At 42.2% G+C, this 18,632-nt stretch carries 22 protein-coding genes and 1 pseudogene; 19 read left to right on the top strand and 4 right to left on the bottom strand.

Annotated features, from left to right (window positions below):
• Positions 1–83: 83 nt before the first annotated feature.
• On the bottom strand, positions 84–515 hold the full coding sequence (locus AB5642_RS12085) for a hypothetical protein (protein ID WP_148462754.1): 432 nt from the start codon (positions 513–515) through the stop codon (positions 84–86).
• 152 nt (positions 516–667) lie between these two features.
• Between AB5642_RS12085 and AB5642_RS12080 the strand changes: the two genes are divergently transcribed.
• The 6 genes from AB5642_RS12080 (at position 668) to AB5642_RS12055 (ending at position 8,322) form a co-directional block, all read left to right on the top strand.
• Positions 668–1,270, top strand: a complete 603-nt coding sequence (locus AB5642_RS12080) for a nucleoside triphosphate pyrophosphatase (protein ID WP_173717270.1) — start codon at positions 668–670, stop codon at positions 1,268–1,270.
• Positions 1,267–1,935 carry an HAD family hydrolase gene (locus AB5642_RS12075; protein WP_118579064.1) on the top strand — a complete coding sequence of 223 codons (669 nt, stop codon included), beginning with the start codon at positions 1,267–1,269 and terminating at the stop codon, positions 1,933–1,935. The genes AB5642_RS12080 and AB5642_RS12075 overlap by 4 nt, the downstream gene beginning before the upstream one ends.
• A 68-nt stretch (positions 1,936–2,003) precedes the next feature.
• On the top strand, positions 2,004–2,261 hold the full coding sequence (locus AB5642_RS12070; protein ID WP_118579061.1) for a glyoxalase: 258 nt from the start codon (positions 2,004–2,006) through the stop codon (positions 2,259–2,261).
• Positions 2,262–2,765: 504 nt separating this feature from the next.
• On the top strand, positions 2,766–5,255 hold the full coding sequence (locus AB5642_RS12065) for a hypothetical protein (protein ID WP_226837711.1): 2,490 nt from the start codon (positions 2,766–2,768) through the stop codon (positions 5,253–5,255).
• Positions 5,256–5,598: 343 nt separating this feature from the next.
• Positions 5,599–7,665 carry a molecular chaperone HtpG gene (htpG, locus tag AB5642_RS12060; protein WP_173718272.1) on the top strand — a complete coding sequence of 689 codons (2,067 nt, stop codon included), beginning with the start codon at positions 5,599–5,601 and terminating at the stop codon, positions 7,663–7,665.
• Positions 7,666–7,932: 267 nt separating this feature from the next.
• On the top strand, positions 7,933–8,322 hold the full coding sequence (locus tag AB5642_RS12055) for a sporulation initiation factor Spo0A C-terminal domain-containing protein (RefSeq protein WP_118579052.1): 390 nt from the start codon (positions 7,933–7,935) through the stop codon (positions 8,320–8,322).
• 5 nt (positions 8,323–8,327) lie between these two features.
• On the opposite strand, the gene AB5642_RS12050 is transcribed toward AB5642_RS12055, so the two are convergent.
• The gene (locus AB5642_RS12050) at positions 8,328–8,831 is read right to left on the bottom strand and encodes a DUF5721 family protein (protein ID WP_173718273.1); all 504 of its coding nucleotides are present in this window, start codon (positions 8,829–8,831) and stop codon (positions 8,328–8,330) included.
• Positions 8,832–9,024: 193 nt separating this feature from the next.
• Between AB5642_RS12050 and AB5642_RS12045 the strand changes: the two genes are divergently transcribed.
• On the top strand, positions 9,025–9,864 hold the full coding sequence (locus AB5642_RS12045) for a DegV family protein (protein WP_173718274.1): 840 nt from the start codon (positions 9,025–9,027) through the stop codon (positions 9,862–9,864).
• Here the strand turns inward: AB5642_RS12045 and AB5642_RS12040 are convergent.
• A complete protein-coding gene (locus tag AB5642_RS12040; RefSeq protein ID WP_306467798.1) occupies positions 9,848–10,000 on the bottom strand; it encodes a DUF6783 domain-containing protein in 153 nt (50 codons plus the stop codon). The two genes, AB5642_RS12045 and AB5642_RS12040, sit on opposite strands and share 17 nt — an antisense overlap.
• On the opposite strand from AB5642_RS12040, the gene AB5642_RS12035 reads away from it, so the two are divergent.
• A complete protein-coding gene (locus tag AB5642_RS12035) occupies positions 9,938–10,084 on the top strand; it encodes a DUF6783 domain-containing protein (protein ID WP_308768450.1) in 147 nt (48 codons plus the stop codon). The two genes, AB5642_RS12040 and AB5642_RS12035, sit on opposite strands and share 63 nt — an antisense overlap.
• Before the next feature lie 75 nt (positions 10,085–10,159).
• Positions 10,160–10,417 (top strand): hypothetical protein, encoded by a 258-nt coding sequence (locus AB5642_RS12030; protein WP_118579046.1) that lies wholly within the window; start codon positions 10,160–10,162, stop codon positions 10,415–10,417.
• 292 nt (positions 10,418–10,709) lie between these two features.
• Here the strand turns inward: AB5642_RS12030 and AB5642_RS12025 are convergent, their stop codons facing one another.
• Positions 10,710–10,910 carry a cold-shock protein gene (locus AB5642_RS12025; protein ID WP_008705499.1) on the bottom strand — a complete coding sequence of 67 codons (201 nt, stop codon included), beginning with the start codon at positions 10,908–10,910 and terminating at the stop codon, positions 10,710–10,712.
• Positions 10,911–11,230: 320 nt separating this feature from the next.
• Here AB5642_RS12025 and AB5642_RS12020 point away from each other — a divergent pair, with 320 nt between their 5' ends.
• From AB5642_RS12020 to AB5642_RS11975, 10 genes and pseudogenes are all read left to right on the top strand, one after another.
• On the top strand, positions 11,231–12,526 hold the full coding sequence (locus AB5642_RS12020) for a dihydroorotase (RefSeq protein WP_195391934.1): 1,296 nt from the start codon (positions 11,231–11,233) through the stop codon (positions 12,524–12,526).
• Positions 12,527–12,572: 46 nt separating this feature from the next.
• Positions 12,573–13,499, top strand: coding sequence for an orotidine-5'-phosphate decarboxylase (gene pyrF, locus AB5642_RS12015; RefSeq protein WP_173718276.1), 927 nt, complete (start codon positions 12,573–12,575; stop codon positions 13,497–13,499).
• Positions 13,500–13,509: 10 nt separating this feature from the next.
• Entirely contained in the window at positions 13,510–14,292 is a 783-nt protein-coding gene (locus AB5642_RS12010; RefSeq protein WP_173718277.1) for a dihydroorotate dehydrogenase electron transfer subunit, read from the top strand.
• A complete protein-coding gene (locus AB5642_RS12005) occupies positions 14,289–15,194 on the top strand; it encodes a dihydroorotate dehydrogenase (RefSeq protein WP_368371644.1) in 906 nt (301 codons plus the stop codon). Before AB5642_RS12010 ends, AB5642_RS12005 begins: the two co-directional genes overlap by 4 nt.
• Positions 15,195–15,555: 361 nt before the next feature.
• The gene (gene pyrE / locus AB5642_RS12000) at positions 15,556–16,230 is read left to right on the top strand and encodes an orotate phosphoribosyltransferase (protein ID WP_118579037.1); all 675 of its coding nucleotides are present in this window, start codon (positions 15,556–15,558) and stop codon (positions 16,228–16,230) included.
• A gap of 79 nt (positions 16,231–16,309) precedes the next feature.
• Positions 16,310–16,462 carry a hypothetical protein gene (locus AB5642_RS11995; protein ID WP_173717277.1) on the top strand — a complete coding sequence of 51 codons (153 nt, stop codon included), beginning with the start codon at positions 16,310–16,312 and terminating at the stop codon, positions 16,460–16,462.
• 10 nt (positions 16,463–16,472) lie between these two features.
• A complete protein-coding gene (locus AB5642_RS11990; RefSeq protein WP_243252138.1) occupies positions 16,473–16,949 on the top strand; it encodes a VanZ family protein in 477 nt (158 codons plus the stop codon).
• Positions 16,950–17,056: 107 nt separating this feature from the next.
• On the top strand, positions 17,057–17,371 hold the full coding sequence (locus tag AB5642_RS11985; protein WP_118579034.1) for a DUF6142 family protein: 315 nt from the start codon (positions 17,057–17,059) through the stop codon (positions 17,369–17,371).
• A 74-nt stretch (positions 17,372–17,445) separates the two neighbouring features.
• The gene (locus AB5642_RS11980) at positions 17,446–18,051 is read left to right on the top strand and encodes an HD domain-containing protein (protein WP_173718279.1); all 606 of its coding nucleotides are present in this window, start codon (positions 17,446–17,448) and stop codon (positions 18,049–18,051) included.
• A 93-nt stretch (positions 18,052–18,144) separates the two neighbouring features.
• Positions 18,145–18,632, top strand: a pseudogene (locus AB5642_RS11975) (leucyl aminopeptidase); the annotation flags it as partial.

Genomic DNA, 18,632 nt, shown 5'->3' with positions numbered 1-18,632 from the left:
GAAATCTAAATACTGTCAACGAAAGTGGCAAGCCTGATTGTCACTATTTGTAAAATGTGGAATAATTATGAATTTACCTGCAATTAATCAATGTGGATAGAAGCTTCTTCTTCGTCCTGCTCTTTCTCAGCTTCAGCAAGTTCTTCCTCGAATTTATCTTCATCTTTCGCTGCTTTTTCAAGAGCATCGGCTATAGCATTATCCTGCTCTTCTGCATTTTCAGCAGAATCCTCTTCTGTATCCTCTGAACTTTCTTGTGAATCAGGCTCCTCAGAGCCTTCGGTTTCATCATCTTTTTCATCTTCGGAAGTAGCTTCCCAGGTTACGAAATCTTCGTGGACATCCTTTGCTTCAGGCTGCTCGTCATCTTCCTGCTCATCTTCAAAATCATCTTCAAGGTCAGCTGCCTCTTCCAAAGCATGTCTTTTGGCAAAAGCTGCTGCTACGGCACCGGCTACTGCTGCTGTTGCTGCTCCGAGTGCAACCATTCCCCAATATTTGTTAATCTTAGCCATATTGTCTGCTCCTTTCGGTATTTTCCATCTGTCTAAACAAAGCTTAATGGAGTTGTCTATATTGTAATACTTTTTACGCAAAAAGAAAAGAAAAAAATCGTTGCACCCATATAAATGGAGGGTTATACTGTTAAGACAGAAAAGGAGAGATTATGGAGAAAATTGTTTTAGCTTCGGGGTCCCCACGAAGAAAGGAACTGCTTGCAAGAACCGGTGTGGATTTTTCTGTGGTTGTAAGCAATGGGGAAGAGAACACCAACCTGACAGATCCAGCGGAAACGGTGGAAAAGCTTTCGCAGGATAAAGCAATATCGGTTGCAGACAGACTTGAAAATGAAAGTGAACCTTGTCTGATCATTGGTGCGGATACCGTAGTTGCATTTGAAGGAAAGATTCTTGGAAAGCCGTCAGATGAAGAAGATGCATTAGATACATTGTTAAAACTTCAGGGGAAATCCCATCAGGTCTATACCGGTGTAACTCTTCTTGTAAAAGAACAGGGTATCTGGAAGCCTTATACTTTCAGTGAAAGGACCGATGTTGAATTTTATCCTGTTTCAAGAGAAGAGCTTCTGGAATATATAAAAACAGGGGAGCCTATGGATAAAGCAGGAAGCTATGGAATCCAGGGGAAATTTGGAATTTACGTAAAAGGAATCTGCGGAGACTACAATAATGTGGTTGGGCTTCCTGTAGGAAGACTGATTTATGAACTTAAGAAAATGAAAATCAATATAAGGGGAATGAGAAAATGATAAAAGCATGTATTTTTGATCTGGACGGAACTTTAGCCTACACATTGGATTCAATGGCTGTTGTAGGAAATGAAGTTGTAAGAAAATACGGTTTGAAACCAATGCCTATAGAAAATTACAGATACTATTGCGGAAACGGTGCTGACATGCTGGTGAAAAGACTTCTGGTCGATGCAGGAGATCCGGAATTGCTGCACTATGAGGAAGCAAGAGCGTTATATAGAAAAGAATTTGATAAAGACCCATTTTACAAAATACAGCATTATCCGGGAATGCCGGAAACCTTAAAAGAGTTGAAAAAAAGAGGCGTGAAGCTGGGGGTGTGCTCAAATAAACCACATGAAGCAGCCGTGAAAGTGGTAGAAAGAATGTTTGGGTCTCAGATTTTTGATGCAGTTATGGGACAGAGTGATTCTGTAAGAAAGAAACCAGCACCGGATGGTCCGCTTAAAATCGCGGAGCAGTTTGGAATTAAGCCAGAAGAGTGTATGTATCTGGGAGACTCCGGAACAGACATGCAAACTGGAAAAGCAGCCGGGATGTACACGGTAGGTGTTCTGTGGGGATACAGGGAAAAAGAAGAACTGCTGAAAAATGGAGCGGACTATCTTGTGGATTCTCCAGAGGATATTCTTGATTTATATGAGGAAAAATGCGAAGAGTAAAATTTTGATAATTATTCAGCATGCTCTAAACAGTTATAACTTTTATTATAAAACAGGAGGTCGGAAAAATGTATACAGAGGAGTGTATTCAGACATTTTTGGAAAAACAGGAGCAGCTTTTTGATGAACCGGTTGCAGAAACTTACGAAGAAGCAGAGGAATTCCTGGAGGATTGCATGGCTGTAGTTGCAGATTCTATTGACGAAGTGCGAAAATATCTGTCTGGAATGGGTGCAGATGTGGATGGCATGAGTAATGAAGAATTAGAAGAAGCAAGTGAAGTATTTGCCCTTCCAGATGGAAAATATCTGATTGTGGAGGGATGATCTTTTGAAGCAGAGGTTTGCAGCTGCAGAGTAACTGACTTTCACATAAGGTGATGAAACTGGCGAAAAGGCAGTATGTCCGGTTGGAATTCCGAACAGTTATCGGATAAATTCATATTACATAAGTATAAAATCAGGTTGCTATAATGACACTAAACAAGAGAACATAATGTGTTACTGTTCAGAAGAGAAGATACATCCCATAAGATGTTTTCCGGAGAAAGAAGTGACCAGCAACTATCGCGTTATGGTTCACTGGCAATGTTCCGCGAGGTGTTTTTTGTAAACAAATTTCACAGAAAACCCGAGAATCTGGGCGCGGAATCATGCGGATGCATGATTCCTGTGCAGCGCGAAGTGGTTGCGGTGCGCGGAGCGAACAGTAGCACTGTCACATGCACTGTAAGAATTACAATAAAATAAAAGTGCTTGTGAAAATGTTTAAAATATGTTACAATAATGTTACAGGTCAGCCTAAAAGGGGAATGTAAAGGAGGATGGCATATGAGACCTAGGAAAATTATAGCAATGGTCATGACTTTTCTTATGATGCTTTCATTGCTTCCGTCTCTGGTATTTGCGGCAGCAGCACCAGAGGGAGAACTTGGAGGTCAGCTTAAGATTAAGGGAACTGCAGCTGTAGGCTCTGAGCTTAGCGCCGATTATGAAAAGGTTACACCGGAAGGACTTACAGACGATTATGTAACGTTCAGCTGGTCAAGAAAAGTTGGAGATCAGCTTACTGAAGTAGGCACTGAGAAGACCTATAAGCTTGTTGATGAAGATCTTGGAAATAAGATCGAGCTGAAAATTACCGGAAAGGCCGAAATGGGCATAACCGGAGAACTGAAAGTAAATACAGTTGAAATTGTGGCTACACCGGAAGAAGCTCCGGAAGAGACAACAGAGCTTCCAGAGGGAGAGCAGGAGGCTGCACCGGCAGAGGAAACCCCTGCTCAGGAGATCGCAGCAGAGGATACACCTGCGGAAGGTTCCCAGACAGATGAGAACACACAGCCGGCTCAGGATGTAGCAGAAGATACACAAACCGAGGAAGTAATTGACATTGGTGCTGATGAACCAACTGATTCTTCCGCTGATGTTATGCAGCCGGCAGATGGACAGGACACAGAGAATTCTGCTGACAATTCCCAGTCTGAGATCACTACAGATGACAGTGTGATTAACATTGGAACAGAAGACTATCTGGAAGTTCCTGAAAATGGACAGGCTGAGGCTGCAAATCAGGGAGCATCAGCTGAATCCCCTGCCCAGCAGGAACCTGTGTATACAGCAGAAATTGTTGCAGAAAATACTGCAGAAGATGGTACTGCAGTACTTGATTTTGGAACCGTAAATGCAGGTTTCACACAGGAAAATGCGAATTCTTCTATGACTAAGACTGTAACTGTTAAGAATACTGGCAACAGCACTCTTAATTTCAAAGAAATCAGTCCGGAACATTTTATGGTGAAGGATCTGGGTTCTCTTGAGGCTGGAGAATCAGTTGATGCATGGGTTATGCCAAGAGAAGGTACAGCTGTTGGAGAATATAGTGATACGATCACTTATGAAACAGAGGAAGGTGTAAAGGTTTCCTTCATTGCAAAGCTTACAATAGCTGAGCAGAAGCAGGATGATACGAATACAGATCAGCAGCCAGCAGAGAAACCAGCTACACCGGAAACCACCCCGGAAGTGACACCAGAGGTAACTCCAGAAGTGACACCAGAAGTCACCCCAGAGGTAACTCCAGAAGTGACACCAGAAGTCACTCCAGAAGTCACCCCAGAGGTAACTCCAGAAGTGACACCAGAAGTCACCCCAGAGGTAACTCCGGAAGTAACACCAGAAGTCACCCCGGAAGTGACTCCGGAGATTACTCCAGCTCCTTCATTTACTACCGACATTTCCGAAGTGAAATTCGACAGTAAAGAAGCTGGTTACAAAGAAGCACCGGCGGCAGTTACAATCAATGTATCCAATACTGGAAATGTGAAATTAACCGGTATTGCTGTAAGTGTAAGCGGAAACGAATTTACAGTAAGTGCTCCGTCTGCTTCAGAATTAGAGGCAAATGCAAACCAGTCTGTATCCTTTACTGTTGCACCGGCAGTTGGATTGGCAGCAGGAACCTATACACAGACTGTTTCCATTAAGACAGATCAGACAGATTACCTGAATATTCCAGTAAGCTTTACAGTAACAGAAGCTACTGCCAAGCTTACAGCTGTAGGCAAAGTATCTGATATCAGTCTGGCAAACGGGGTTGAGAAGTCAGCAGCTGGACTGCAGCTTCCATCTACTGTTAAGATTACTACAAACAAGGGCGATATGAATGCCTCTGTAAAATGGGATGTAAAGGGCAGTGCATATAATCAGAACAGTACAGAAGCACAGAAGTTCTCTGTGAAAGGTACTGCTGCTCTTCCAGACGGTGTTACCAATCCGGATAACCTGAGCCTTGTAGTATCTGTTAATGTCACTGTAAGCCGTGGACCGATTGTATCTGATGCAGGGAATAACAGTATCACAGGAATCAGCTCCGATGGAAACTATACTACAGAGACCAAGATTACTTTCACTGCAGTTGGCGCAGGTATGGATATTGAAAATCCGATTAAGGGAGATGTAAGATATCAGCCGCTGAACTGGGAGGTTCTTGAGGCAAGAAGCTGGGACGGCGCACCATATTCTGCAACTTTCCGCATGGGCAAGAATGGAAATTATACTTTGACTGTCACATATAATCAGCAGCAGTTTGATGGAAGCAACTGGGTAAACACTGGAACACAGGATACCAAGCAGGTTAATTTCACTGTAAATGCTGCACCGAATCAGACTCTGACACCGGCTGCAGACAAAACAGATGCAAATCAGAAGAATGCAGTAAAGACCGGGGATAATACTCCAATCCTCCCATTTGTAATTATTCTGATTGTTGCGATTGTCTTAATTGCAGGAATTCTTGTTTACCGCAATAAGAAAAAATAATAGTGGATTCTCAAATAAACAGTAATTGTGAATGAGAGCAGAACGAATGAGGGAGACCAGAAATGGTCTCCCTTCTTTTAATAATAATTACTAGGTTACTGTTCACTCCGTGACCAGTAACACGCTTCGCGATGCACAGAAATCATGCATTCGCATGATTTCGCGCTGAGATTCTCGGGTTTTCTTTGAACTTTGTTCACAAAAAACACCTCGCGGAATGTTACCAGTGAACAGTAATATTACTAGCACTCAATTAAAATGAGTGCTAAATTTTCCTTGACTTTTAGTCAGTTTGGTATTACTATAGTTTGTATAATTAAGAAGACAAAGGAGAGTGAGCTGCATGGCTGAGAAGCATGGTAGTTTATCAATTAACAGTGAAAATATTTTTCCAATTATAAAGAAATGGTTATATTCTGATCACGACATTTTTGCAAGAGAGTTAATCTCCAATGGTTGTGATGCAATTACGAAGCTTAAGAAACTTGATGTTATGGGTGAATACACACTTCCGGATGATTACAAAGCTGAAGTACAAGTTATTGTGAATCCGGAAGAGAAGACTTTGAAGTTTATTGATACAGGTCTTGGTATGACGGCCGATGAAGTGGAAGAGTATATTACACAGATTGCTTTTTCAGGAGCTACTGAGTTTCTTTCCAAATATAAAGATAAGACCACGGATGATCAGATCATCGGTCATTTTGGACTTGGCTTTTATTCAGCATTTATGGTAGCAGATGAAGTTCATATTGATACTCTTTCTTATAAAGAGGGCGCTGCTCCAGTACATTGGACCTGTGATGGTGGTACAGAGTATGATATGCAGGAAGGCAATAAGACTACAGTTGGTACTGAAATTACTCTGTTTTTAAATGATGAGAGTACAGAGTTTTCCAACGAATATCGTATGAGAGAGATTATTGAGAAATATTGTTCTTTCATGCCGGTAAATATCTATCTGTCTAAGGAAAATGCACCGCAGGAGTATGAGACCATTGATGAGGCTGAGCTTCGTGATGATGATGTAATTGTAGAGCGTATCCACGAGGAGGCCAAGACTGAGGAGAAAGAGAACGACAAAGGTGAGAAAGAAGTCGTAGAAGTATCTCCTGCGAAAGATAAAGTAAAAATCAACAAACGTCCGGTATCTTTAAGTGATCCGGAGCCATTGTGGATGAAACATCCAAACAGTTGTACAGATGAGGAATATAAAGAGTTTTACCGTAAAGTCTTTATGGATTATAAGGAGCCTTTGTTCTGGATTCATTTGAACATGGACTATCCGTTTAACCTGAAAGGTATTCTGTACTTCCCGAAGATCAATACAGAATATGATTCCATTGAAGGTACGATCAAACTGTACAATAACCAGGTATTTATCGCAGATAACATCAAGGAAGTAATTCCAGAATTTCTGCTTCTTCTGAAAGGTGTAATTGATTGTCCGGATCTTCCACTGAATGTATCCAGATCCGCACTGCAGAACGATGGCTTCGTGAAGAAGATTTCCGAGTATATTACAAAGAAAGTAGCGGACAAGCTTACCGGAATGTGTAAAACAGACCGTGAGTCCTACGAGAAATACTGGGATGATATCAGTCCATTTATCAAATATGGCTGCATTAAGGACAGTAAGTTCTCAGATAAGATGAATGATTATATCCTCTTCAAGAACATTGATGGCAAATATCTGACTCTGAAAGATTGCATCGAAGAGAACAGGAAACCAGAAGCTGAGACTAAGACAGAAGAGACTGTTGAATCCACAGAAGAGAAGAAAGAGGACGGCGCGAAAGACGAGAAAGAGCCTGAGAAGACTACTATCTTCTATGTAACAGATGAGGTTCAGCAGAGTCAGTATATTAACATGTTCCGTGAGGCAAAGAAGGATGCTGTTATTCTGAAACACAATATTGACAGCGCTTTTATTTCCCATCTGGAGCAGAAGGATCAGACTATCCAGTTTAAAAGAATTGATGCAGATCTTACAGAAGAACTGCGTGGAGAGGAAGCTGCTGACGAGGAAACTTCCAAGACTCTTACAGAAGTATTCAGAGGAGCATTGAAGAATGACAAACTGGAAGTGAAGGTTGAGAATCTGAAAAATGAAAAAGTTGCTGCTATGATGACCCTTTCTGAAGAAAGCCGCCGTATGCAGGATATGATGAAGATGTACAATATGTACGGCATGGATCCATCTATGTTTGGCGGTCAGGAAACTCTGGTTCTGAATGCGAAACATCCGCTGGTTCAGTTTGTAGCAGATAACAAGGATTCTGAGAAGACCCCGGTTATTTGCGAGGAACTGTATGATCTTGCTATGCTGAGCCATAAACAGCTTTCACCGGAAGAGATGACCAGATTTGTTCAGAGAAGCAATGAAATTCTGCTTATGCTGACAAAATAAGTTATGACAAAAAGGGACAGACGTTTAAATGAGTATTGCATTTAGGACGCCTGTCCTTTTTATATGAAAAAATTGGAAAAGTTTATCCTGTTATTCGGTTTTTTATAGATTTTATCTCGAAATTCCTAAAAAATATTACAATTCTCTTAATTTTTGTCTCGAAATGCTAAAAAAGGCAAATTTAACTCGTATTATATGTAGAGGCAAATCAAGGGCTGACTGCAGATGCAGAATCAGAAGTATAACTTATTGTGGGAGGGACAAAAAATGAGAGAGGTATACGGCACGATACGCAAACTTGGTGCGACATCGAAATATAAAGGATACTATTTTGTGGCGGAAGCCATACGCATGACAATGGAATTTCAGGAAAGACCAATGAAGATCACAAAAGATATTTATCCAAAGCTTGCAAAGAAATTTAAATCCAAGCCATCTAATATTGAGCATGATATTCGTACAATTGTAAATGTATGTTGGGAAAATCATCGGGAAAGATTGGAAGAGATTGCCGGATATCCTCTGGAATACAGACCTACCAACAGTGAATTTGTAGATATGATCGCCTTTTATCTGGGAGATGAAAAAGAAAGCAAGGTTCCAGACGTGGAATGCCAGAATGGCTCTGTTGGAAAAATAATGGAGAACCTATTCTGACAGGATTAAACTTCTTCTACGGATAATCCGCTGCGATGAAAAAAATCCATCACATATTGCTCCCAAAGGTGGTCCAGTTCTTTACCGGGAAGAAAGGTTTTCATAGATGTTCCGGTAATACAAAACAAGGTCTTATTCTTATATTGGAGATTCAAATACAGACCTGTTATCAGTTCGGGAGAAAGTGAAAATGCAGAACTCTGCAATAATGCAGCGGTCTTGTTCGGAGAAAACTGAAGCACGATTTTGAAAGAAAGAGGCGCTTTTTTTCCACGGATAACAGAATAACAAAATGGTTTTACTTCTTTCCAGAGAGAGAATGTACGGTGGCTGGAAGCTAAAAATTCCTGCTCATCATTATCGAAAAAATCAGTTTGGAGTTTGCCGTCAATGGAAAAAACATTGCTGGTAATGATCTCTGCCTGGTTTAGCCAGAAGAGATCGAAGGTATCTCCAAGAAAAAGCTTATTGGTAAAATTCTTCTGGTCAGTGATTTTTAAAGCGAGCATAGGGACCTCCTTTCTAAAGGGCATGTCGTCTGTCGACGACATCAATATATGAAAATCAGTTGCTGATGAACAATAACCATTATAAAGCAATTTGGGGGAAAATGGAAGAAAAAACTCTTTTCAAACACATAGTAATGTGTTAATATAGATGTGGTATTTAAAACTACATATTACGGAAAAGAGGACGATATAATTGAGTTATAAAATTGTGATAGATAGCTGTGGAGAACTTCTGGAGCAGTGGAAACAGGATGAAAGATTTGCTTCCGTACCGCTTACACTGACTGTTGGAAGTGAGAATATAATAGATGACGAGACATTTAACCAGGCAGATTTTTTACAGAAAGTTGCTGCCTGCCCGGAATGTCCGAAATCAGCCTGCCCGTCGCCTGAGAGCTACAGAAAGGCATTTGACTGCGAAGCCGAACATATATATTGCGTTACTCTTTCCTCTGAACTCAGTGGTTCCTATAACAGTGCAGTGCTTGGAGCAAGTCTTCTTCATGAGGAGAAAAAAGGCGTTCAGATTCATGTTTTCAATTCCTGTTCTGCTTCTATCGGGCAGACTTTGATTGCAATGAAAATTGCACAGTGCGAAGATGCCGGCCTTCCGTTTGAGGATGTTGTCAGCGTTGTGAATAAATATATTGAAGAACAGCACACTTTTTTTGTGCTGGAGAATCTGGAAACCTTACGTAAAAATGGCCGCCTCAGCCGTGTGAAAGCGCTTGTGGCAACAGCCCTTAAGATCAAACCGATCATGGGATCTACTCCGGAGGGGACGATCTGCCAGCTGGATCAGGCACGAGGCATGAATAAGGCGCTTGTGAAAATGGTGGATAAAATTGTGGAAGTGACAGAAAACAGTGAGAACAAAATTCTTGCCATTTCCCACTGCAACAGCCCGAAGAAAGCAAATATGCTTAAAGAAGCCATCCAGGAGAAGATGAAGCTGGCTGATATTGTGGTTCTTGACACAGCCGGTGTCAGCAGTATGTATGCAAATGATGGAGGAATTATTGTAGCTGTCTGATGCTAGAGCCTGTTTGAAAAATCATTCCCGCAATCTGCACGCCCCACTTTGCGGTATATTTTGTCCGAATTCGATTGTCGTAGCCCGCTACGGCGCCCTCATCCGGACAAAATCTCCCACAAATTATGACGCACATCTTGCAGAAAGCCTTTTTCAAACATGCTCTAGAGCGTATTCACTGATAACATTTCGCGAGGTGTTTTTTGTGAACTGTAAGTGAACATACTTCCATTTTGTTGGGAAATATGATATACTCATCTAAGTTGATATTTTATCCCAAAGGAGACGTGCGGCTATGAGTCAGAAGAAAGTAGATGCCTATAAAGCAGAAAAAGCAAACCGTGAGAAAATTATGAAAAAGGAGAAGTTGATCCTTACTATTGAGAAGCTGGCAGCGCTTGTTGCGTGTATGGTTGCTGTATGCTGGATTGGTTATTCTGTTTACGGAAAGGTTACAGAAGGTCAGGAGACTGTGACGACAGAGACTGTTATGGATACTTCTGCACTGGATTCTTATCTGAATGGACTTAGTGCAGATTCAGAGGCGGAATAAGTATGAAATATAAGAAAATATAAGAAAAAACTGCCTGAGGTAGCTTAAAAAGATGGGGATGGATTTCGGATCTGTCCCCATTTTGTTTATATAATAACAATAAAAAGAATCCTGTCTACAGGACTCTCCGCCTACGGTGGGGCGTCTTGGGCGATATTTACCCTTCCGCTGCAGTGTAATCCTGCCAGATAGGGATTTTTTTATAATAGGAAATTCTGAGGAGATTTCTTATTACATAAAAAATCCCCTCGGATATGATTCCGAGGGGAAATTTCTGCTTCAGTTGCTTCAATTATAACTTAGTAACATTAGCAGCCTGCATTCCGCGAGCGCCTTCTGTTAAGTCATATGTTACAGCCTGGCCTTCTTCAAGAGATTTGAAGCCTTCACCATTGATTGCAGAAAAATGTACGAATACATCAGCTCCGTCTTCTCCTGTGATGAAACCATAACCTTTTTCAGCGTTGAACCATTTTACAGTGCCCTTGTTCATTTTGAGTTACCTCCATAAAAAATAAAAAATTAAAAAGATGTTCTGGCGAAAAAAATCACCAGATTTTACAGACTATATCATGTAAATATATAATCTCTAAAAACTAGTGATTTTACATTAAATAATCTTCGACATGGATTGATTATATAACCTGAACTAAAAAAAGTCAAGGATAATTAAAATTGTGCAACAAAAAATATAATTGGGTGGAAGATATAAGGAAAAATGCCGGAAGGGAAAAAAACTCTTTATTAAATGAAAAAATTCGTGTATGATAGGTTGTGATAAAGTTTACGTTATACCAGAAGGGAGAGAACCAAATGGGTATTCTGATTCGAGGCGGACGTGTTGTGGATGCGGCTGCTCAGATTGATAAAATTGCGGATGTTTATCTGGACGACGGCGTAATCCAAAAAGTGGGAGAGAAGCTGGAAGCAAAGGATAAAGATGACAAGATTATAGACGCTAAGGGACTGGTAGTAATGCCAGGCCTTGTGGATCTTCACGTACATTTTCGTGATCCTGGACAGACGGAGAAGGAAGACATTGAAACCGGTTCCCATGCAGCTGCAAGAGGCGGTGTGACTACTGTAGTGGCGATGCCGAACACCACACCGGTTATTGACAGCCCTGACCGTGCAAACTATGTGAAAAATAAAGCTGCGCAGGTTTCCGCTATTCATGTGCTCCAGGCAGGAGCCATGACAAAGGGAGAACTTGGGGAAGAGCTTTCTGATATTGCAGGCATGGCAGCAGCAGGAGTACCTGTTCTTTCCGAAGATGGTAAATCTGTTATGAAAGCAAGCCTTTGCAAGCAGGCGATGGAAGAAGCCGTGAAAGCCGGACTTCCTATTTTTGATCACTGTGAGGATATGTCTCTTCGTGGGAATGGCTGCATGAATGAGGATGAGAACGCCAAACGCCTTGGGCTTCCGGGAATCTGCAATTCCACAGAAGATACCATTGCGGCAAGAGATTCTTTGCTTGCCATTGAGACAGGCGCTAAGCTGCACCTTTGCCACTGTTCTACAAAAGGTGTTGCAATTATGATGAAGATGTTAAAGGCAGAAGGCGTTGAGAATGTAACAGCAGAAGTTTGCCCCCATCATTTTATACTCACATCTGATGATATTGAAAGAGATGATCCAAACTATAAAATGAATCCGCCTCTCCGTACCAGGAAAGATGTGGATGCGCTGATTGAAGGTCTGAAGGAGGGCTACATTCAGGTAATCAGCACGGATCATGCCCCACACACCCAGAAAGACAAAACCGGTTCCATGAGAACCGCAGCTTTCGGAATTGTGGGAATCGAGACCAGCTTTGCACTTAGTTACACCGCTCTTGTAGAGACTGGAATCCTCACTCTTTCCCAGCTTGTAGAGAAGATGAGTTACAATCCGGCTCAGATTCTGAACCTGCCATGCGGAACCTTACAGAAAGGACATCCGGCAGATGTGATAATCGCGGACATTAAGAATCCATATACCATTCACAAAGCGGACTTTGTTTCCAAAGGCAAAAATACACCATTTGAGGGCAAAGAGGTGAAAGGAAAGATCCTATACACTATTTGCAACGGTAAGATTGTGTACAAGGATTCTGCTGCTAAATAAGAAAAAAATGAAATTTCCAGGAAAACATATTAAGGAGGAAACACCCATGATCAACAAACTTATTGCCAACATCAAGAAAACAGGAGCCCCTATTGTAGTAGGCCTTGACCCAATGCTGAATTATATTCCGAAGCAGATCCAGGAAGCTGCATTCAAGGAATTCGGAGAGACGCTGGAAGGTGCTGCAGAAGCAATCTGGCAGTACAATAAAGGAATTGTGGATGCCACACATGATCTGATTCCTGCTGTGAAGCCGCAGATCGCTATGTATGAACAGTTTGGAATTCCGGGACTTATGGCTTACAAGCGTACTGTAGATTATTGCAAGGAAAAAGACCTTGTAGTAATTGGAGATATTAAACGTGGTGATATCGGTTCCACATCTGCAGCTTATGCCGTCGGACATCTTGGAAAGGTTCAGGTAGGAAGCAAGACTTATGTTCCATTTAATGAGGATTTTGCAACTGTAAACCCATATCTTGGAACAGACGGAGTGAAGCCTTTCATGGATGTTTGTAAAGAAGAGAAAAAAGGAATTTTTGTTCTGGTTAAGACCTCCAATCCGTCCAGCGGTGAGTTCCAGGACAGAATAATTGAAAAACGTCCTCTCTATGAGTGGGTTGGTGAGAAAGTTGCCAAATGGGGAGATGAGCTTATGGGAGATGGTTACAGCTATGTAGGCGCAGTTGTAGGTGCTACCTATCCGGAAATGGGCAAAGTATTAAGAAAACTTATGCCAAAAACCTTTATTCTGGTACCAGGATATGGCGCACAGGGTGGTAAGGGTGCAGATCTTGTACATTTCTTTAACAAAGATGGTCTTGGCGCTATCGTAAACTCCTCCAGAGGAATTATTGCAGCTTACAAGCAGGAGAAATACGCTAAGTTTGGTGAAGCGAACTATGCAGATGCTTCCCGTCAGGCAGTGAAAGACATGATTCTTGACATCAGCACTGCACTTGAGAACCGCTAGGAGGAAGAAAATGGGTACAAAGGTAAAAGAAACCTGTACAGTCCTCAGCCAGGAATGTATTGGAAAAGACATTTACAGCATGTGGATTCAGACAAAGACCATTGCAGGGAATGCGAAGCCGGGACAGTTCGTTTCCGTTTATACACAGGATGGAAGCAAACTGCTGCCACGCCCTATCAGTCTTTGTGAAATTGATAAAGAAAAAGGTGCACTTCGCCTTGTCTATCGTGTAACAGGTCCGAAAACAGGTACAGAAAGCTTTTCCAGACTGCATGCAGGTGCACAGCTTGAACTTCTTGGACCTCTTGGAAATGGATTTCCACTGGAAGAGGCTGCTGGCAGGAGGGTATTCCTTATGGGCGGAGGAATCGGTGTTCCGCCTATGCTGGAGACCATGAAGCAGCTGGATGCTAAGAAGATTGCAGTTCTTGGCTATCGTGATGAGCTGTTTTTAAATGAGGAATTTGAAAAAAATGGTGAGGTATACATTGCAACAGAAGACGGCTCTGCCGGAACCAAAGGAAATGTAATGGATGCGATCCGGGAGAATGACCTGGAAGCAGACGTGATTTTTGCCTGTGGTCCTAAGCCTATGCTTCGCGCCATCAAGGCCTATGCACTGGAGAAGGGAATCCCCTGCTGGGTTTCCATGGAAGAGCGCATGGCATGTGGTATCGGTGCCTGCCTTGGCTGTGTATGCCAGTCCACAGAAACGGATGCCCATTCTCATGTACACAATAAGCGCGTATGTAAAGACGGTCCGGTGTTCAGAAGTACGGAGGTGGAGTTATGAGCAAAATGAGCGTAAATCTTGCAGGAGTGACTCTGAAAAATCCAGTAATGACTGCATCTGGAACATTTGGTTCCGGTGCGGAATATAGTGAATTTGTAGACCTGAATAATCTTGGTGCAGTCGTGACAAAAGGCGTGGCAAATGTGCCGTGGCCTGGAAATCCTACACCCCGTGTAGCAGAGACCACAGGAGGAATGCTGAATGCTATCGGTCTTCAGAATCCTGGAATCGATGTTTTCTGTGAGAGAGATATTCCATTTTTGAAGAAATTCGATACGAAGTTCATTGTAAATGTATGCGGAAAGACCACAGAGGACTACTGTGAGGTTGTGGAACGTCTTGGAAATGAGCCTGTAGATATGCTGGAGATCAATGTATCCTGCCCGAATGTAAAGGAAGGCGGCATTGCCTTTGGACAGAATCCCAAGGCTCTGGAGGCCATTACAAGAGAAGTAAAAAAATATGCCAGACAGCCGGTGATTATGAAGCTGAGTCCTAATGTAACAGATATTACAGAGATGGCAAGGGCAGCAGAAGCAGGCGGTGCAGATGTGGTTTCCCTTATTAACACCATTACCGGAATGAAGATTGATATTAACCGCAGAACGTTTGCACTGGCAAATAAAACAGGTGGTATGTCCGGTCCGGCTGTGAAGCCTGTGGCAGTACGCATGGTTTATCAGGTGGCAAATGCAGTGAAGATCCCAATTATCGGAATGGGTGGAATTGCAAGTGCTGAAGATGCCCTGGAATTCATTATGGCGGGCGCCACTGCAGTATCTGTAGGAACTGCAAATTTCATCAATCCATATACTACTCAGGAGGTTGTGGATGGTATGGCTGCATTCCTTGAGAGACAGAAAGTGGAAGAGATTAATGAGCTGATCGGATGTGTGAAATAGGTTACTATTCACTGGTAACATTCTGCGAGGTGTTTTTCGTGAACGTAGTTCACAGAAAACCCGAGAAGTGTGGCGCGAAATCATGCGAATGCATGATTTCTGTGCATCGCGAAGCGTGTTACTGTGAACGGAGTGAACAGTGACACTGAAATAGGTTTTACTTCGCGGTTTAAAAGAGATTTTGACCACGCTCATATTTTGTGCTACTATAAAGAGAGCGCGAAGCGGTTACATTACTGTTCCCGGAGTGAACAATAATGTAACCGGGTTTTGCTTTGAAACTGGTGTATGCAAGAGTTTTTTTCAATATGCTTTAAGAAAGAACAATAACAGATACAGCCCATATACGAGGAGGATAAAAATGGAACAGTATAAACAGGAATTTATTGAGTTTATGATTGATTGCAATGTATTGAAATTTGGAGATTTCGTAACCAAATCCGGAAGAAAGACTCCGTTTTTTGTAAACACAGGATTTTATCGTACAGGAGCTCAGTTAAGAAAATTAGGACAGTATTATGCAAAAGCAATTGAGAGCAAATTCGGTCTGGATTTTGATGTGCTTTTTGGACCTGCATACAAGGGAATTCCGCTGACTGTTGCAGCGACAATGGCAATCAGCGAGGAGTATGGCAAGGATATCCGCTATTGCTCCAATCGTAAAGAGGTAAAGGATCATGGGGATAAGGGAATTCTTCTTGGAAGCCCGATTGAGGACGGAGATAAGGTTGTGATCATCGAGGATGTTACGACAGCCGGAACTTCTATTCAGGAGACTCTGCCGATCATCAAAGCCCAGGGTGATGTTTCTCCAATCGGTCTTGTGGTTTCTGTAGATCGTATGGAGCGCGGACAGGGTACCAAGAGCGCTTTAAAGGAGATTGAAGAGAAATATGGCCTTAAGACAACTGCTATTGTAACTATGGCAGAGGTAGTAGAGCATCTTTACAACAAAGAGTATAAAGGGAAAGTCATCATTGATGATACATTAAAAGCTGCTATTGATGCATACTATGAGCAGTACGGCGCAGAATAAGAGAATTCTATGCAGCATTAAAAATTCTGAAAGTGTGCTGCGGCAACTGGCGGCATAATGATAAAAGGAGGAAATGCTGATGAGTGAAAAGCTTTATAAAATCGTATCTGGCGTAGGTGCCGGAAGTATTGCACTTGGGATCATCACACTGGTGACAGGTGTGTCCACTGGTATTCTCATGATCGTGAATGGTGCCAGACTTCTGAAGGGCAAATCCGATATGATGATTTAAGGGGATTTTTTTGAAAAAGGAAACGAAGATTTTAATTCGCCGTATGGGAATCCTGCTGTTCGCCATCTATATAATCTTTCTTGTCTATTTTCTGTTCTTTTCAGAGGAATATGGCAGGGCGGCAGAGGCGCAACGGGTATACAGGTATAATCTGATTCCCTTTGTGGAAATCAGAAGGTTCTGGATATACCGGGAGCAGCTTGGCACATTTGCAGTATTTTCCAACATATTCGGAAATGTGATAGGCTTCCTGCCTTTCGGGTTTATCCTTCCTGTTATTTTCCGAAGAATGAACAGCGGTTTTCTCATCTGCGTATCAGGATTTATATTAAGTCTGACTGTGGAAGTGATCCAGCTGGTCACGAAGGTTGGCTGTTTCGATGTGGATGATATGATTTTGAACACCCTGGGGGCAACTTTGGGGTATGTTCTTTTTTTCATCTGTAATCATATTCGAAGGAAAGTTCTGGATGGCAGCCATGTATGAGCCATGCTTACCTAAGCGGATTTATGGATATTGCATGGCAGCAGCTGACTTTCATATTTTGACATGCTTGCGCAAGCAGACATGTCCATTTAGGAGAAAGTTCCATTATGGCAAGAAGATATAGATATTCATTTACAAAGAAAAAAGAAGCGAAAAAAGGGAAGCTGTCTGCCGGTCTGGCGGCAGCGTCCTTTTTGTTGTTTATAACGGCTGTTGTCCTGGCGTATCTTCTGGATGACAGCTTTGGGTTTCTGGTAGGAGGAGTGGGCTTATTTGCCACCCTTCTTTCCGTATACGGATTTATTATGGGACTGCTCAGCTTTTCTGAGGAGGGCAGAAGCCATAAAACCAGCATTATCGGTTCAATCAGCAATGGATTGTTTCTGATTGTGTGGATCGGAGTATACCTGACTGGATTGTAGAGCACGGCGTATGTATTGCGGAAATCTGTTTGAAAGCAATAATAATTGATCAGACAGGGGAAAGGGGAATATATATGGATGAACGTTTAAAAAAGCAATTAGACTTTATTCTGGAAGCAGATAAAGTGAAAAATATTATGCGTCAGACCTATCTGGCGGATGGAAAACGCAAGGAAAACGATGCAGAACATTCCTGGCATCTGGCACTTATGGCAGTACTTTTGAAAGAATATGCACCAGAGGAAGTTGATCTTTCCAAAGTCATTCCTATGGTACTGATTCACGATCTGGTAGAGATTGATGCCGGAGATACCTATGCTTATGACACTGTTGGGGGAGCTACCCAGCATACAAGAGAAGAAGCTGCAGCACAGCGCATTTACGGCATTCTTCCGGAAGACCAGGGAAAATGGCTTTATGATCTTTGGGAAGAGTTCGAAGCTTATGAAACACCAGAGGCCAAATATGCGCACATGCTGGACAACAGTCAGCCACTTTTTCTGAACAATGCTACAGATGGAATCAGCTGGGTAGAGCATGGCGTGAAGAAAAGTCAGATTTACACACGAAACCGCCGTACTGGTGAGGGAGCACCAAAAATCTGGGAATATATGCAGGAATTGATTGACCAGCATGTAGAAAAAGGACATGTGATCGACGATATGTCCAAAAAAGAATAAGAAGTGTGCTGATCGCGGAAACAATTATTCAAACAGGCGCTGTCAGTGCTGTGACGGATAGCTTCGTATAAAAATGAAAAGTGAGGGAAACGTGTGGACGAATTACTGATGGAACGTTATGCTCTTGCAAAAGAAAGAGTATGTGAGATCAAAGAGGAGAAAGCAGTACAGATGCCATATCTGGACTTTTTCCAGAAAACAGCTGCTTTTCTTGAAAAAAATGTGGAAATTATGGATGGCGTTGTATTTTTGGGAGAAGCCAGGGAACCAAGGAAACTTGCAGATGCGGCTGATTTATCTATAGATGAATGGAAAGAACTGAATCGTGATCTGTATGCAGATATCCTTCCGGAAAATTATAGAAACAGCTACGGAAATCCGGTTTATGCCTGTGAAAAGCTTGGGGAATACGGAAAAGACTTTTCTTTCCTGTATGCAGAGCTGCGTGGTATTGTGGTCTATGCCTTTGAAAAGAGGCTGTGGGACATAACTGTGCTTCTGGAGCTGTTTCTGGAAGTTTATGGCGCTTTTGCTCAGGAAGAGGTTCCTACAGAGGAAGAATTGAGGGGGATTTTAAATTC

Origin of the sequence: Ruminococcus sp. 1001136sp1_2201st1_G3_2201SCRN_220225 (assembly GCF_040924365.1) — a bacterium.
In the GTDB taxonomy this organism is placed as follows: Bacteria; Bacillota; Clostridia; order Lachnospirales; family Lachnospiraceae; genus Blautia_A; species Blautia_A faecis.
This window is presented reverse-complemented; position numbering and strand designations above follow the sequence as displayed.

Coding starts and splice junctions, on each gene's coding strand:
- AB5642_RS12085 (WP_148462754.1), bottom strand. CDS start 515: ATGGCTAAGATTAACAAATATTGGGGAATGGTTGCACTCGGAGCAGCA.
- AB5642_RS12080 (WP_173717270.1), top strand. CDS start 668: ATGGAGAAAATTGTTTTAGCTTCGGGGTCCCCACGAAGAAAGGAACTG.
- AB5642_RS12075 (WP_118579064.1), top strand. CDS start 1,267: ATGATAAAAGCATGTATTTTTGATCTGGACGGAACTTTAGCCTACACA.
- AB5642_RS12070 (WP_118579061.1), top strand. CDS start 2,004: ATGTATACAGAGGAGTGTATTCAGACATTTTTGGAAAAACAGGAGCAG.
- AB5642_RS12065 (WP_226837711.1), top strand. CDS start 2,766: ATGAGACCTAGGAAAATTATAGCAATGGTCATGACTTTTCTTATGATG.
- htpG (WP_173718272.1), top strand. CDS start 5,599: ATGGCTGAGAAGCATGGTAGTTTATCAATTAACAGTGAAAATATTTTT.
- AB5642_RS12055 (WP_118579052.1), top strand. CDS start 7,933: ATGAGAGAGGTATACGGCACGATACGCAAACTTGGTGCGACATCGAAA.
- AB5642_RS12050 (WP_173718273.1), bottom strand. CDS start 8,831: ATGCTCGCTTTAAAAATCACTGACCAGAAGAATTTTACCAATAAGCTT.
- AB5642_RS12040 (WP_306467798.1), bottom strand. CDS start 10,000: ATGTGCGTCATAATTTGTGGGAGATTTTGTCCGGATGAGGGCGCCGTA.
- AB5642_RS12030 (WP_118579046.1), top strand. CDS start 10,160: ATGAGTCAGAAGAAAGTAGATGCCTATAAAGCAGAAAAAGCAAACCGT.
- AB5642_RS12025 (WP_008705499.1), bottom strand. CDS start 10,910: ATGAACAAGGGCACTGTAAAATGGTTCAACGCTGAAAAAGGTTATGGT.
- AB5642_RS12020 (WP_195391934.1), top strand. CDS start 11,231: ATGGGTATTCTGATTCGAGGCGGACGTGTTGTGGATGCGGCTGCTCAG.
- pyrF (WP_173718276.1), top strand. CDS start 12,573: ATGATCAACAAACTTATTGCCAACATCAAGAAAACAGGAGCCCCTATT.
- AB5642_RS12010 (WP_173718277.1), top strand. CDS start 13,510: ATGGGTACAAAGGTAAAAGAAACCTGTACAGTCCTCAGCCAGGAATGT.
- AB5642_RS12005 (WP_368371644.1), top strand. CDS start 14,289: ATGAGCAAAATGAGCGTAAATCTTGCAGGAGTGACTCTGAAAAATCCA.
- pyrE (WP_118579037.1), top strand. CDS start 15,556: ATGGAACAGTATAAACAGGAATTTATTGAGTTTATGATTGATTGCAAT.
- AB5642_RS11995 (WP_173717277.1), top strand. CDS start 16,310: ATGAGTGAAAAGCTTTATAAAATCGTATCTGGCGTAGGTGCCGGAAGT.
- AB5642_RS11985 (WP_118579034.1), top strand. CDS start 17,057: ATGGCAAGAAGATATAGATATTCATTTACAAAGAAAAAAGAAGCGAAA.
- AB5642_RS11980 (WP_173718279.1), top strand. CDS start 17,446: ATGGATGAACGTTTAAAAAAGCAATTAGACTTTATTCTGGAAGCAGAT.